Consider the following 12,960-nt stretch of genomic DNA (forward strand, 5'->3'; position numbering starts at 1 on the left):
TGTTTTGACACCATTGTAAGTATTGAGATATCAACGTCCTTAAATTTGGATAACTGCTTTGATTGGGATTGATTGCGCAACTTTCATATGCTCGTCTCCCCCTGCAACTTTTTCAGGTTCTGTCTAACATACCCAATCAAAATAACAACTGTGTCAGGTATCCCATAATAATCGCCATGCCCAAAATAACGGTCAGAAATGCAGCAATCAAGGGTGTTTTGAACATTGATTTAAGCAGTATTACTTCCGTCAGACTAGCTCCTGCGCTACCAATAATCAGAGCCATTACTGCTCCCGTTCCCATGCCTTTATCCATCAAGACTGATGCCAACGGAATTACTGCCTCAGCACGTATATACAACGGTATTCCAATAATTGCACTTAGTGGAATCGCAAACGGATTATCATTCCCAGCATGAGCAGCAATCCACTCTGCAGGTATAAAACCGTAGATAAACGACCCTATAACAATACCTAACATCAGATAAGGTAATACATCTTTAAATTGAGTCCAGGCATCCTGAAATGCCAGACGTATCGCACCAGGATCTCTTACTACACATTTCGGGAAGAATTGTTTATTTGTTTGACCTGTCTCGCAGGTCAATTCACAATTTGTGCCCTGAAATGCTGAGAAACTCTTAAACGTTTCTTGTGGTTTAGAACAACTATTAGCCCCTATGTCCTGTTGATTTGATACAGAACAGCAAGCTGAAACACTCCGTAGTTTAGTTTCAAGAGTTTTTCCACTGCTAACACCACAACAGCTAGCCAGCGGTTTTGATTTTTCGACAATATGTCGGTCAAAACCAAGCACATCTAACAAAATACTTGCCAGTACGGAAACTGTTGCAGCTATAACAGCGTATAGCAGGGTAACTTTCCAACCAAAAGTAACCCACATCAGACCAATGATTATCGGGTTAAGCAGAGGTGAAACAAACAAGAATGTAAGTGTTGGACCGAAGCCTGCTTTTGCTGATAACAGTCCGCGTAACATGGGAATTGTAGAGCAGCTGCAAAACGGTGTTACAGCTCCTAACAGCGATGCAAGTATGTAACCTCTCCCCTTTCTCGCCCCTAACATTCTTTGAATCTTTTGGTCCGGAATTTTTTGCCTGATAAGGCTAACACCCGCACTAATCAGAAAAAAAAGCGCAGACAACTCGACAGCAAGAAACAAGAACATCTCTGCCGCGTTAGTAAACATAGAAATCCAGCTATTCATGAAACCCCCTATAAACTATATTTCTAGAATAATCGAATTATTGAGGTTAGATCAACATATTTCTGGTATTATCGAAATATCACTAGACGAGGAAGGCACCATGCAACTAGAAGAAGTAGCTAAAGCTATGAAAGAATTAGGACATCCGACACGTTTGTTTATTTTCAAACACCTTGTTAAAGCCGGTGAACAAGGTTTACCTGTAGGTGATCTACAAAAACAACTTGCGATTCCATCTTCAACACTGAGTCATCATATATCCGCTCTTGTTTCCGTAGGTCTGGTCAAACAAAATCGCGAAAGCCGCTCCTTAATCTGCGTTTCTCAATATGACAAGTTAGAGTCGATTATTGATTTTCTACGCGAAGAATGTTGCATCAACAGTCCAAAGATTTAAATCGAGGCAATCCATTGTTTTTATTTGATAAAGGAGCCGCCTAAATAACAGGCGGCTCTCCTGTCGCTTATTTCAATTTTTTGCCTGCATCATCAACGACTTTCTCGCCATCTTCCTTGGCGAAAGCCCCTTTCTGAGCATCAGGAAGGATATCCAGAACAACTTCAGAAGGACGGCACAGTTTGGTTCCCAGCGGTGTTACAACGATGGGGCGATTAATCAGGATCGGATGCTGCAACATAAAGTTAATTAACTGGTCGTCAGTAAATTTATCTTCGGCAAGACCCAGTTCCTCATATGGCTCGACGTTCTTACGTAGTAACGCCCGGACGGAAATGCCCATATCAGCAATGAGTTTGACCAGCTCATCGCGTGAAGGTGGAGTCTCAAGGTAAAGAATAACGGTCGGCTCATTACCGCTGTTGCGGATCATCTCCAGCGTGTTACGCGATGTGCCGCAGGCTGGGTTGTGATAAATGGTGATGTTGCTCATATCAGTATCTCATTACAAAGTGAAAGAGAGACGTAGCGCCAGCGCGGCCAGCGTTACAAACAGCACAGGCAGAGTCATGACGATCCCGGTGCGGAAATAGTATCCCCAGGTGATGGTCATATTCTTCTGTGAAAGTACGTGTAGCCAGAGCAGCGTTGCCAGGCTACCAATAGGGGTAATTTTCGGCCCCAGATCGCAGCCAATGACGTTGGCATAAATCATTGCTTCTTTGATAACGCCCGACGCGGTACTGCCATCAATCGACAATGCGCCAATCAATACGGTAGGCATGTTATTCATGATAGAAGAGAGGAATGCGGTCAGGAATCCCGTTCCCAGCGTGGCTGCCCACAGGCCTTTATCTGCGAGTAAGTTCAGCACGTCAGACAAATATTCTGTCAGCCCTGCGTTACGCAGCCCATAGACCACCAGATACATTCCCAGCGAGAAGATCACGATCTGCCATGGTGCCCCACGCAACACTTTACCGGTGTTAATGCCGTGACCTTTTTTTGCCACAGCAAACAGGATTGCTGCCCCTACTGCTGCAATGGCACTGACCGGAATACCCAGTGGTTCGAGTACAAAAAAGCCCACTAATAAAAGAATTAATACAATCCAACCTGTTCTGAATGTTGCCAGATCTTTGATGGCTTTTGCGGGCTCTTTCAGTCGTGCAATATCATAAGTGGGCGGGATATCTTTGCGGAAAAATAGATGCAGCATCACCAGAGTGGCGACGATGGCGGCGATATCCACCGGCACCATTACCGAGGCATATTCCGTGAATCCCAGTTTGAAGAAATCAGCCGAAACGATATTGACCAGGTTCGATACGATAAGCGGCAAGCTGGCGGTATCGGCAATAAACCCTGCGGCCATCACGAAAGCAAGTGTGGTGCTTTTACTGAAGCCAAGCGCCAGGAGCATAGCGATAACAATCGGCGTCAGAATAAGTGCCGCGCCATCGTTGGCAAACAGTGCCGCGACTGCCGCGCCGAGCAGAACGATATACGTAAACAGAAGGCGGCCACGACCGTTCCCCCAGCGAGAAACGTGCAGCGCTGCCCATTCGAAAAAGCCTGACTCATCAAGCAACAGACTGATGATAATAACGGCGATAAATGTTGCCGTCGCGTTCCAGACGATATTCCACACCACCGGAATATCAGCAATGTGAATCACACCCGATGCCAGAGCCAGTACGGCCCCCAGCGTGGCGCTCCAGCCAATCCCTAATCCCTTTGGCTGCCAGATAACCAATATGATGGTCAGGATAAAAATGGCTCCTGCCAGTAACATATAACCTCCTGAAAGGGCAGCAATGCTGCCCCGAATGATGGTAATAACTAACCCGCGAGTTGTTTGAGTTTATCGATGCCGGTTGGTTCTGACGCCAGTACGGGTACAAGTGCTACACGGCTGGCATGTAGATTTTTAACGCTCTCGATCTGCGGACGTTCCTGCTGCGCTCGCAAGCGGAGCAGCGGTGAACGGGTATCCGCGATGGAAAGGCTGTTATTGATAATCCAGCCCCAGGGGTGAATTCCTGCACGTTCAAGGTCGGCCTGTAAATTTGCCGCCTCAAGTACCGGCGTGGTTTCCGGTAGCGTGACCAGTAACACTTTGGTTCGCTCCGGGTCCTGCAGTTGCATCATCGGTGTGGTGAAATGGCCTTTTTCCCCCATTTTTCTGGCAATCTCGCGGTGATATGCCCCGGTGGCATCAAGCAGCAAGAGCGTGTGTCCGGTCGGTGCCGTATCCATCACCACGAAGCGCTTACCCGCCTCGCGAATCACCCGTGAAAAGGCCTGGAATACCGCAATTTCCTCGGTGCAGGGTGAGCGTAAGTCCTCTTCCAGCAGGCGTTTTCCCGCATCGTCCAGTTCTTTTCCCTTCGTCTCAAGAACATGCTGACGATAGCGTTCAGTTTCCTCGAGAGGATCGATCCTGCTGACCTGCAGATTGTTGAGGCTGCCGTTGAGGGTTGTGCTGAGATGCGCTGCAGGATCAGATGTTGTCAGATGGACATCAAATCCCATTTCGGCCAGTCTGACAGCAATGGCAGCCGCCATCGTGGTTTTCCCTACACCACCTTTACCCATCAGCATGATCAGGCCATGCTCATTACGGGCAATATCATCGACCAACGCAGAAAGTGACGGAATGTCAGGGCGCTGTTGAATGTATTCTTCAGAGAATGACGCCTCTATAGGCTGAGTGGAGAGAAGTCCGCTGAGTGCAGACACGCCGACCATATTGACCGGCTGGAGGAATAACGTGTCAGTTGGCAGACCGGAAAGATCAGAGGGAAGATTGGACAGCGCCTCCTGTTCACGGTCCCATATTGCCGCAGCCAGTGTATCGTTTGCTGCTTCAGTTTTGGGCAGAACGCCGTTGATGACCAGGTACTGATTTTTAAGACCGATGGCGGCAAGCTCCAGATGAGTCCGGGCAACTTCCTGCAACGTGGATTTTTGCAGACGAGCAACCAGAACCAGTCGGGTACGTGCTGGATCAGATAATGCTTCAACAGCCTGGGCATACTGTTCACGCTGTTTTTCCAGACCGGCCATCGGGCCGAGGCAGGACGCACCCTCGGGATTGCTATCAATAAAGCTACTCCAGGCACCTGGCAACTGGAGAAGGCGAATGGTATGACCCGTCGGTGCGGTATCAAAAATGATATGGTCAAACCGGGTCAGTAGAGAAGCATCTGTCAGTAATCCGGTAAATTCATCAAAAGCCGCAATCTCTGTTGTGCATGCCCCCGACAGTTGTTCGTTGATGCTGGAAACGACGTCATCAGGCAGGATGCCTTTAATGGGGTCAACGATTCTGGCCCGGTACTGTTGTGCAGCGGCCTGAGGATCAATCTCAAGTGCCGATAATCCTGGAACAGAAGCTACTGGCTGAATGGTATTGCCAATCGTCTGTCCAAACACCTGACCTACGTTTGAGGCCGGATCGGTACTGACCAGCAGCACCCGTTTCCCCTGTTCTGCCAGACGGATCGCCGTGGCGCATGAAATAGAGGTTTTACCAACGCCTCCTTTACCAGTAAAAAACAGATAAGGGGGGATATTCTGTAAGAAGTTCATATGTCCTCCTGACATACTTAACAACAAGAAGTATTACCACCACAGCAGATTGTTGGCGCTAATCCCACTTTCTCCAGTGGAATGCCAAACCAGCGAGCCAGCTCAGCGCGTTTCGGATAACGCCCAGCCATCACTGTTTCGCCATCCAGTAACAACAATGGCAAACCTTCTGCCCCGGAAGCCTCTATAAACGCTTTGACCTTCTCGTTCTGTACAAAGCTCATCGGTTGTTGTGCGAGATTGAAACGCTCAATTTGTACACCACGTTGTTTGAGCCATTGTACATCCGCAGAAAAATCGACCAGAGCCTGATCAACATCTGTACCGCAGACTCCGGTGCTGCAACACATCGCTGGGTCAAATACCGTTAACGTTTTCATTTCAATACCTCACATTTGAAAAAACATATATGTTCAGGCAAATTTTTTAGATGCAGACAGCCTTCCCGCTACCAGAGCAGTTGGCTGAAGCCAGCTTACGGGCGATGGCCTGAACGTCGTCCTGTTGGCTTAACCAGGCCTGCTCAATAATCTGAGCAGCCCAGGAAGGAATATGCGGGGATAAGCGGTAATGAACCCATTTCCCCTGCTTGCGATCCAGCAATAATCCACTTTCCCGAAGCATCGCCAGATGGCGGGAGATCTTGGGCTGAGATTGTTCCAGCGCAGTGCAGAGATCGCACACGCACAACTCTCCCATCTCTCTAAGCAATAACACGATACCCAACCGGGTTTCATCTGAGAGATTTTTGAAAAGTTGTAGAGAAGTTAGTTCAACCATTTTAATCTCCTGAATTCTCTCCGTAGTTTCCTGCAATAGTTGAGTGCCGTCAACTATCATATTCGAAAATTCAAATATGATAGTTACGTGAATTTCATTTCGTGTTTACAATTTGTTTATTCTTCAATTCGTTAACCCTGCCGCTTTTCGACGCCTGTATTCATCCATCAGTAGTTGCGCTGGCGTTGGTCCCGCCGGATGGTGCGGCGCCGCCAGTTGACGTCGAATTGGTGGCACACTTAGTCCGTTACCAACATGCTTCGACCACTTCGTAAGTAACTTTTCCGCCAGTCGTTTCAGTTCCCCCTCTGTCATTTGTCGTTCAACGCCCGTTCTGCGCATTTCGATGCAGATGTGATACAGCACGGGCTGAGGCCATGGATATTTATCGCTTCCTGAATACCGATATGACTCATTGCGCCAGCGCCGGTATTCCGTCATAACCTGCTCCGATGTCAGTCCGAATGGATTCGCCCCACTCTCTGAAACCAGAGAAACAAACTCAGCCAAGTCAGGCGGCCATGTATTTCCCATCGCGCAGCGCTCCATGCACTGCTGACAGACCAGCCGAATTTGAGGTTCAGTCATCGAACCTATCTGGGCTATCCAGATAGGCGAAGGCTCCGCCCCGTTTTTCTGGGTCCATCGGTTCGAATACACCTCCCCCATGACCTGCCACAGTCGCCAGGCTGTTTCCGTCGCCATCAAGTCCATTCCTGCGGCGCCACTCTGCGTGTGCTGACTGAATTTGCTGAACTGCCCGGGATGCTGTTGGTTCGGATCCTGCTCCCACATGACTGTTACCTCCGGTTTCTGGTTTTACCTGCGTTCTAACCCGGGCTACATGTCGGGCAAATTTTTGTTCCCACTGGATTTGTGTAAAAACTTTCCCTTCCGACTCCCAATACGCGGTGAATTCTGCGAGTTCAGTCAGAAGGTAATCTGGTTCAGGCAGGGAGATACCCCACGATGCAGCGCGCTGTCGGAAGTCTCTGGAGGGAAGCCAGCTATCTGTCATGCTGAATTTCCCGATCGGTTCATCAACACCGTCCAGGTATCGGGGCATGGCCGGGGATGGCAGTACATCCCCATTCGGATTTTTCATCGCGCCCGCGTTAAGAGAGGGGTTTAAGATCTGTTTACTGCTTACTGCTTTCTGGATACCTGATGGCAAAGGTTTAGCCAAAGACTTAGCCTTATCCTTAGGCAAGGCGAAAGCCTTATCAAAAGCCGTCCCCATAGCGTCAGAAACCCCGTAGCAGGCGGCTTTGAGAGCTTCATATGCTTTATCTTTCAGTGAACATTCAGGCAGTAATTCAAACGATCTTGCCCATGATTTGATCACGTTCACTGATGCTGGCGGGTTATGTTTCACCGCGTTAGGCAACCAAAAAACTCTGGCTTTAAGGTCGGCTTCCACCATACCTAACGCTATGGCTTCGCCTAAGGCTAAGTCGAAGGCTTCGACATCCCAGTTTAATTCTTCGGCCATAGCCGCCCTTCCCGCCTTATACAGCCCGGGAATAATCCCTGTGAATGGACCCGTAAGCAGGTAAATAAACAGACTCTGCCCACTTGGCGGGAGTGGTGATAAGGCTCGAAACTTAGGATCATCCCACATGGTGATCTTCACCTTACGGTAAGGCTCGTTACTAGCCTTACTCTTAGGCATGGCCTTAGCCAAAGGATTAGGCATACTTCACCCCGCGAGTTGCAGTAATAATGGTCATTGGTCAAAACTCGATTAAAACAATTGCGGCGCTACGGCGCTTATGCTCGCCAGTAGTGGTCCCGCCGCATCAGCAGGTAACATGTTGAATAATGCGATTGCCGCCTCACGAATTTCCTTCTCGAGCTTTTGTAATGGCGCGCCAATTAATTTCGCATGGTGTGCCTCACTGCATTCTTTGATAGCGTTCGCCACCAGCTCTGCTTCTGTGCTCGCATTACTTAATCCGTGCTTTCTGGCAATCTGAACTGGCATAGCAGCAATAATTGAACCTGACAGTTGCATAACGTAAGCCGTGTACTTTTCCGAACCGCCCTCGTTTTTCAGATATCGGAATAAATTCTGTTTATTAACAGCAATTCCACGGCCATCTACTTTGGCCCACTCTTCAGCCACCAGCTGAGCGATCCGTTCCTGTGCCTGTCCTGGTAATGTCGATTCCCATTCACGAACGGCGACCCAGATTTTTTTGCACTTCATCCAATCCCGGCGACAAACAGAAAACTGATTTTTTGTTTTCTGAGTTCTCACCATCGTCGGGGTATGGTTTTTAAAAGAGATGGTTTGCATGGTCACTCCTTAGGTAATCCATCCGTTGGATTTGGGTATAAGTCGGGTCTAAGTTCGTGGGGGGTAACCCCTGTAGCGCTAAAGACTTGAAGTACCCGTGACGAAGGAACAGTACCTTTTGCTTTCCACTGACTTACTGCCATTCCGCTTACACCAATCGTGCAAGCTAATTTATTGGCCGAGCCAGCTAGTCGAATTGCGTTATCAATGGCTGTCATAACTATCTCCTTTTTAAATTGGGAGTAATAAACCATAGGTTTACATCAATTGCAAACTTTAAATTTATTGTGACTATAAACCAAACATTTACAATGGGTGTATGAAAAACACTGACGATCTCAATAACCAACTGGTAGCCCGCTTAGAAGAAATTACTCAAAGAGGGATCAGCAAAGCTGATATGGCTCGCATTGCAGGAGTTACGCCTCAAGCTGTGAATGGGTGGTTTAAGAAGGGAGTTATCAGTAAGAAGTCCGCCATAGCAATTGCGGAAGCCGCCAACGTGTCCGTTACTTGGTTGTTAGGTGAGAAAGTATCAGAAGATTCAGGTCTCAAGCCTAACGAGAGCAAAATGCTTAACTTGTTTAGGCAGCTACCAGAGGCAGAGCAAGAGCGAATGATCGATACCTTTGCACTGCGGTTAAAGGAAATTGATGATTACGTGGAGAAATATCTTCGTGGTCGTTTTAAGGCTAACGATGTGAACTAAGAGTTTATTCCCATCCATTGAAACCGGCGTTTGCCGGTTTTTTTTCGCCCTTTTGTCAGAACCTCCCTCCCCTTAGTTTTTCACGACTGATAAAGCAAATGTTTGCCTCTACATCAATTGATGATTGACACAAACATTAAACCAATGATTTAATCATTCTATCGAAAACGTCATCGAGGCAGGACGCCCACGAAGTAGCTGCCGGCGGCATACGAATCACCGGATGAGATGACAGGCATTAACACGCAGCAGGTTCAACGTTCCGCCAGCCTGGCGACAAGGGCAACACAAGAGGATAAATCCATGATCGATTTCGCACGTAAACCAGTGCGGTGTCAGGCCGTACATCTAAATCGCATTGAAGTAATCATTCGACTGATTTGCTACACGCTTGCCCAGAAGGGCGACCCGTCTGCCGACCAACAGACTGCTGTTCGTTCATAACGAGTTTGACCAATGGCTGTTGCCAGCCTCATGCCCGGTGCACAGGGCATTGTGATGGTAATACCACCATCGTAACCAAACAGGAGACGAAGACCTGTTCTGGTTAAATTGGAAAAGTGTTCTTTGCCCGTCCCGTGGCGGGCTTTTTTCCGGAGGTTTTTATGTCAGCTAACGATCTGGCATTGCGCTTCAGCAGCGCACCAGCCGAGGCATTAATCGGGGTTTTGCCTGTTCTGGAAGTAAAAGAAGCATTACGTGAAGAAGTTGAAAGTGATGTGGTGGATGAAATCTGGACTGAGCACAACTTTGAAATGGAAGCGATGGGTGAACAAGTTGATGAAACAGCCAGGCTCGCTCGTAAGTTTGAATGTGCGGCTGAAGCTCTTGGAACGGCGATCAAACTTGCTCTGACTCTCCCACATAATGAGGCAATGCAGGTTCTGAATGACGCCTTAAACGATAACCCGGGATACGGTCGCGAACCGGCAAAGGATGCATGATGGAGTTTGGAATGAAACGCGTGGTGGCTTCTGTTCAGGTCGTTGCCATCCTCAACAGGATTTACAACGGCAGTCCGGTTTCCATCGCATCTATCAGTAAAGAATCAAAGCTGTCTGTGTCTTACCTCGAGCAGATTTTCTCGAAGCTGCGCAGCAGTGAAATCGTCACCAGCCAGCGTGGCGCTGGTGGCGGGTACCACCTTAGCAAAGCAAACCCCAGCGTGGCTGACGTCGTTCGCGCCGTTACTCACACGCCTGATTCATTTGACCCCGTGCTGAATGCTCTGGAGTGGGTCCCCGTCGCACAGCTGGCGCAGGGAAAATCCCCTACCCCATAAAGCACAAAACCCGCGCAAGGCGGGTTAAGTACCCGGTCAGCCGACCAAAGCTTTCCGGAACGAGTTTTGACCAATAACCACTACCTTAGGCGGCGATCATCAGCTGCCGGGTATCTTACAATCCTATGGAGCCCGAACGCAATGTTAACGTATGCGTATCTTATTAAAGCCAAAGCAAAAGCAACTGAGGCAAAAAACCTGTTTTGCTGGTTCTCTGCGAAATCAGATTCCCGTGCAGAACGCGAAATCCTCAATATTCTCGAAGACAACGGTATTGCCGTCGGTCGTGGCGCCGACTATCAATTACCTGTCCGCACCAACTGGTTTGTTGTTAACGATCTTCCTGAGGAAAGCACACTTGATGACACATGGTGCGATCGCTACGAACTGGCAGAAGACCAACAAACGTGGCAACTGAAACAGAAGCCTGATAATGAAAATCAGGAGACTTCCTGCCAGCAAAAACCTGAAACCACCAGTGCCAATGTACCCACCAGCGATGCACCCGCGTTGCTCCGCCCCATATCTCGCCTGCGCCTGTCTCAGCGACTGATTGCGCACCTGGTCAATGACACTGAAGAGAAGGAAATCAGCGAAGCGCAGCACATCCAGATCGGACAAATGGTACTGGACGAAAATGATCTCTATGTACAAAACCTGTTACTGGCCGTTGCGAATGTGCCGGCGGTGAAAGAGCTTTCTGCTCATGTTGAGTGGAAGCTGGCAAATGCAATAAAAGAAGTTTTTGACCGTGAGCAGGTCTATACCGTTGCTTCATTTGAGCAATTTATTACCGAATGGATTGAAGAACCAGAAAAGCGGGATCTTATCGTTCAGGAGTGGGTTAATAATAAGAAAGCACGAGTTGCGGGTGATGAACATGACACTCCACCTGTAACGCCAGAGCTTATTACCGTTGCGACTCTGCCGCTACGCCAGCGCCTCTTAGCTCAGTTTATTTCTGAAGAATATGCTTACCATATTGATACTGAGCAGAAGAAAACTATTCAGGAACTCGAACTGGATGTGGATAACAGCTATGTGCAGAACCTGCTGCTTGCCGCCGAGAATGTAGAACCATTCAGGAAAGCGCCAGAGATCGATATCTGGAAGATTGTCAGCGCGCTGAAAACCGTTTTTCCAGTTGATGGAAAACGAGTTGAACTGGTCACCGTCATTCAGTTCTTTAAGGCCTGGTTCAACACTGAACACATTGACCGTGGGCTGCTGGTTAAAGAGTGGTGTAAGGGCAATCGTGTGTCGCAGATTCAGCGCACTGACTCCGGAACCAACGCTGGTGGAGGCAATAAGACCGATCGCAACCCGCAGCTTGTCCACACGCTGGATACTCTGGACATTGATATTGCGCTGGCCACACTTCCAATGGATTTCAACATCTACGATATTCCTGGTGGCGTTTTCCGTCGTGCAAAAGAGATCATTTCTAAAAACGAAAGTCCGTTCAAAGAGTGGTCCGCCGCCCTGCGCAAACGCGCTGGCATCCTGGATTATTCCCGCGCAGCTATTTTCGCGCTTATTCGTAGTGCAGAAGAAAACACTCACCATTTCCCGGAACTGCTGAGCCGTTACATCAACAAAAACCTGACTGAAACCGACCACCAGCACCCAACTGAAGAAACCCTGGCGGCAGCCGGTCACGTACCAGAAAAAAGCTGGGAAAACGAGATTAAAGAGAAGTCCACAGCTGAACAGAAGGCAATAGCCGAGCAACCAGAAATCGCCAACATGGGCAACGGTGTTTTCTCCATTGATGGCCTGATGGGTAACCAGCCGGCGCCAGCGCTTTCTGTCGTAGACCAGGTACGCCAGCGCGCCGTCGAAGAAAAATTACATCAAGCCAATACCGAGGAAACCACCAACGATGTGCAGATGGAAAAAACTGACAACAGCGAAATCAAAGCCAATCCTGATGTGCCTCAGGGCGAAGCAGCAGCTTTGCCAGTTGAAAGCACTGATGCAACTGGTGAGCCTCAAGCGTCCCTGAATAATGAACCCGTTCACCATATAGATACGGATCACCTGAACGCTTTTTATACTCACCTGATGGTTGATTTGGAAACTATGGGCAGCGGTCCTGATGCACCAATAGTCTCTATCGGCACCGTATATTTTGATCCTTCAACTGGTAACACTGGTGCCGAATTTTACCAGGTTGTCAGTCTTGAATCATCGATGTCGTTTGGCATGAAACCGGATGCGTCAACAATTCAGTGGTGGTTGAAACAATCATCTGAAGCCCGCTCTGCAATTCTGGTTGATGAGGCCATGGGGCTGCGTGAAACCCTTGAACTACTGGCTGACTTCATTGCTGAAAATGCTGCTAACGGTAGTCACACTGTTCAGCTGTGGGGTAATGGATGCTCGTTTGATAACGTCATTCTCCGCCGCGCATATGCATTAACAGAGACTCCCTTCGCTGTTCCGTTCTGGAATGACAGGGACGTAAGGACCATGGTTGAACTGGGTAAATCTGTCGGTATCAACCCGCGCTTCGACATCCCATTTGAAGGCGGCATGCACAATGCGCTTTCTGACGCCCGGCATCAGGTCAAATACGTATCTGCAATCTGGCAGCGCCTGACAAAAAACTGATTTTAGGTTTTCACTTACAGCCAGCTACAGCATGTACTGTTGTAGCTGGCGGCATCGG

The 12,960-nt window shown here is 48.6% G+C and carries 16 protein-coding genes; 6 read left to right on the forward strand and 10 right to left on the reverse strand.

Annotation, left to right across the window (positions count from 1 at the left end; all coding sequences use genetic code 11):
* Positions 1-136: 136 nt before the first annotated feature.
* Positions 137-1,228, reverse strand: a complete 1,092-nt coding sequence (locus tag SK38_RS08295) for a permease (RefSeq protein WP_048235609.1) — start codon at positions 1,226-1,228, stop codon at positions 137-139.
* 100 nt (positions 1,229-1,328) lie between these two features.
* On the opposite strand from SK38_RS08295, the gene SK38_RS08300 reads away from it, so the two are divergent.
* A complete protein-coding gene (locus SK38_RS08300; protein ID WP_038641364.1) occupies positions 1,329-1,625 on the forward strand; it encodes an ArsR/SmtB family transcription factor in 297 nt (98 codons plus the stop codon).
* A 67-nt stretch (positions 1,626-1,692) separates the two neighbouring features.
* Here the strand turns inward: SK38_RS08300 and arsC are convergent, their stop codons facing one another.
* From arsC to SK38_RS08345, 9 genes are all read right to left on the reverse strand, one after another.
* On the reverse strand, positions 1,693-2,118 hold the full coding sequence (arsC, locus tag SK38_RS08305; RefSeq protein ID WP_038641366.1) for a glutaredoxin-dependent arsenate reductase: 426 nt from the start codon (positions 2,116-2,118) through the stop codon (positions 1,693-1,695).
* Between the two features lie 12 nt (positions 2,119-2,130).
* On the reverse strand, positions 2,131-3,420 hold the full coding sequence (arsB, locus tag SK38_RS08310; protein ID WP_044711231.1) for an arsenite efflux transporter membrane subunit ArsB: 1,290 nt from the start codon (positions 3,418-3,420) through the stop codon (positions 2,131-2,133).
* A gap of 47 nt (positions 3,421-3,467) precedes the next feature.
* On the reverse strand, positions 3,468-5,219 hold the full coding sequence (gene arsA, locus SK38_RS08315) for an arsenite efflux transporter ATPase subunit ArsA (protein WP_048235610.1): 1,752 nt from the start codon (positions 5,217-5,219) through the stop codon (positions 3,468-3,470).
* A 17-nt stretch (positions 5,220-5,236) separates the two neighbouring features.
* Complete coding sequence (gene arsD, locus SK38_RS08320) at positions 5,237-5,599, reverse strand: arsenite efflux transporter metallochaperone ArsD (RefSeq protein ID WP_044711234.1); 363 nt, start codon at positions 5,597-5,599, stop codon at positions 5,237-5,239.
* Between the two features lie 46 nt (positions 5,600-5,645).
* Positions 5,646-5,999 (reverse strand): As(III)-sensing metalloregulatory transcriptional repressor ArsR, encoded by a 354-nt coding sequence (arsR, locus tag SK38_RS08325; RefSeq protein ID WP_044711237.1) that lies wholly within the window; start codon positions 5,997-5,999, stop codon positions 5,646-5,648.
* 123 nt (positions 6,000-6,122) lie between these two features.
* On the reverse strand, positions 6,123-6,668 hold the full coding sequence (locus tag SK38_RS08330; protein WP_135912879.1) for a replication protein P: 546 nt from the start codon (positions 6,666-6,668) through the stop codon (positions 6,123-6,125).
* Positions 6,580-7,491 carry a DnaT-like ssDNA-binding domain-containing protein gene (locus SK38_RS25195; protein ID WP_048236453.1) on the reverse strand — a complete coding sequence of 304 codons (912 nt, stop codon included), beginning with the start codon at positions 7,489-7,491 and terminating at the stop codon, positions 6,580-6,582. The genes SK38_RS08330 and SK38_RS25195 overlap by 89 nt, the downstream gene beginning before the upstream one ends.
* 252 nt (positions 7,492-7,743) lie before the next feature.
* Positions 7,744-8,298, reverse strand: coding sequence for a toxin YdaT family protein (locus SK38_RS08340; protein WP_048235612.1), 555 nt, complete (start codon positions 8,296-8,298; stop codon positions 7,744-7,746).
* A 2-nt stretch (positions 8,299-8,300) separates the two neighbouring features.
* The gene (locus SK38_RS08345; RefSeq protein ID WP_032949519.1) at positions 8,301-8,516 is read right to left on the reverse strand and encodes a transcriptional regulator; all 216 of its coding nucleotides are present in this window, start codon (positions 8,514-8,516) and stop codon (positions 8,301-8,303) included.
* Between the two features lie 101 nt (positions 8,517-8,617).
* On the opposite strand from SK38_RS08345, the gene SK38_RS08350 reads away from it, so the two are divergent.
* The 5 genes from SK38_RS08350 (at position 8,618) to SK38_RS08370 (ending at position 12,902) form a co-directional block, all read left to right on the forward strand.
* Positions 8,618-9,007, forward strand: a complete 390-nt coding sequence (locus SK38_RS08350; protein ID WP_032949520.1) for a helix-turn-helix domain-containing protein — start codon at positions 8,618-8,620, stop codon at positions 9,005-9,007.
* A 228-nt stretch (positions 9,008-9,235) separates the two neighbouring features.
* Positions 9,236-9,451, forward strand: a complete 216-nt coding sequence (locus tag SK38_RS08355) for a hypothetical protein (RefSeq protein ID WP_048235613.1) — start codon at positions 9,236-9,238, stop codon at positions 9,449-9,451.
* Between the two features lie 161 nt (positions 9,452-9,612).
* Positions 9,613-9,951: a hypothetical protein gene (locus SK38_RS08360; protein WP_139239836.1), complete on the forward strand. Its 339-nt coding sequence runs from the start codon at positions 9,613-9,615 to the stop codon at positions 9,949-9,951.
* 11 nt (positions 9,952-9,962) lie between these two features.
* Positions 9,963-10,289 carry an RrF2 family transcriptional regulator gene (locus SK38_RS08365; RefSeq protein WP_048236454.1) on the forward strand — a complete coding sequence of 109 codons (327 nt, stop codon included), beginning with the start codon at positions 9,963-9,965 and terminating at the stop codon, positions 10,287-10,289.
* Between the two features lie 141 nt (positions 10,290-10,430).
* Positions 10,431-12,902, forward strand: coding sequence for a 3'-5' exonuclease (locus SK38_RS08370; protein ID WP_053069336.1), 2,472 nt, complete (start codon positions 10,431-10,433; stop codon positions 12,900-12,902).
* The last annotated feature ends 58 nt before the right edge of the window (positions 12,903-12,960 follow it).

The sequence above is a fragment of the Citrobacter sp. MGH110 genome (assembly GCF_001037515.1).
In the GTDB taxonomy this organism is placed as follows: Bacteria; Pseudomonadota; Gammaproteobacteria; order Enterobacterales; family Enterobacteriaceae; genus Citrobacter; species Citrobacter portucalensis.

Coding starts and splice junctions, on each gene's coding strand:
- SK38_RS08295 (WP_048235609.1), bottom strand. CDS start 1,228: ATGAATAGCTGGATTTCTATGTTTACTAACGCGGCAGAGATGTTCTTG.
- SK38_RS08300 (WP_038641364.1), top strand. CDS start 1,329: ATGCAACTAGAAGAAGTAGCTAAAGCTATGAAAGAATTAGGACATCCG.
- arsC (WP_038641366.1), bottom strand. CDS start 2,118: ATGAGCAACATCACCATTTATCACAACCCAGCCTGCGGCACATCGCGT.
- arsB (WP_044711231.1), bottom strand. CDS start 3,420: ATGTTACTGGCAGGAGCCATTTTTATCCTGACCATCATATTGGTTATC.
- arsA (WP_048235610.1), bottom strand. CDS start 5,219: ATGAACTTCTTACAGAATATCCCCCCTTATCTGTTTTTTACTGGTAAA.
- arsD (WP_044711234.1), bottom strand. CDS start 5,599: ATGAAAACGTTAACGGTATTTGACCCAGCGATGTGTTGCAGCACCGGA.
- arsR (WP_044711237.1), bottom strand. CDS start 5,999: ATGGTTGAACTAACTTCTCTACAACTTTTCAAAAATCTCTCAGATGAA.
- SK38_RS08330 (WP_135912879.1), bottom strand. CDS start 6,668: ATGGGGGAGGTGTATTCGAACCGATGGACCCAGAAAAACGGGGCGGAG.
- SK38_RS25195 (WP_048236453.1), bottom strand. CDS start 7,491: ATGGCCGAAGAATTAAACTGGGATGTCGAAGCCTTCGACTTAGCCTTA.
- SK38_RS08340 (WP_048235612.1), bottom strand. CDS start 8,298: ATGCAAACCATCTCTTTTAAAAACCATACCCCGACGATGGTGAGAACT.
- SK38_RS08345 (WP_032949519.1), bottom strand. CDS start 8,516: ATGACAGCCATTGATAACGCAATTCGACTAGCTGGCTCGGCCAATAAA.
- SK38_RS08350 (WP_032949520.1), top strand. CDS start 8,618: ATGAAAAACACTGACGATCTCAATAACCAACTGGTAGCCCGCTTAGAA.
- SK38_RS08355 (WP_048235613.1), top strand. CDS start 9,236: ATGACAGGCATTAACACGCAGCAGGTTCAACGTTCCGCCAGCCTGGCG.
- SK38_RS08360 (WP_139239836.1), top strand. CDS start 9,613: ATGTCAGCTAACGATCTGGCATTGCGCTTCAGCAGCGCACCAGCCGAG.
- SK38_RS08365 (WP_048236454.1), top strand. CDS start 9,963: ATGAAACGCGTGGTGGCTTCTGTTCAGGTCGTTGCCATCCTCAACAGG.
- SK38_RS08370 (WP_053069336.1), top strand. CDS start 10,431: ATGTTAACGTATGCGTATCTTATTAAAGCCAAAGCAAAAGCAACTGAG.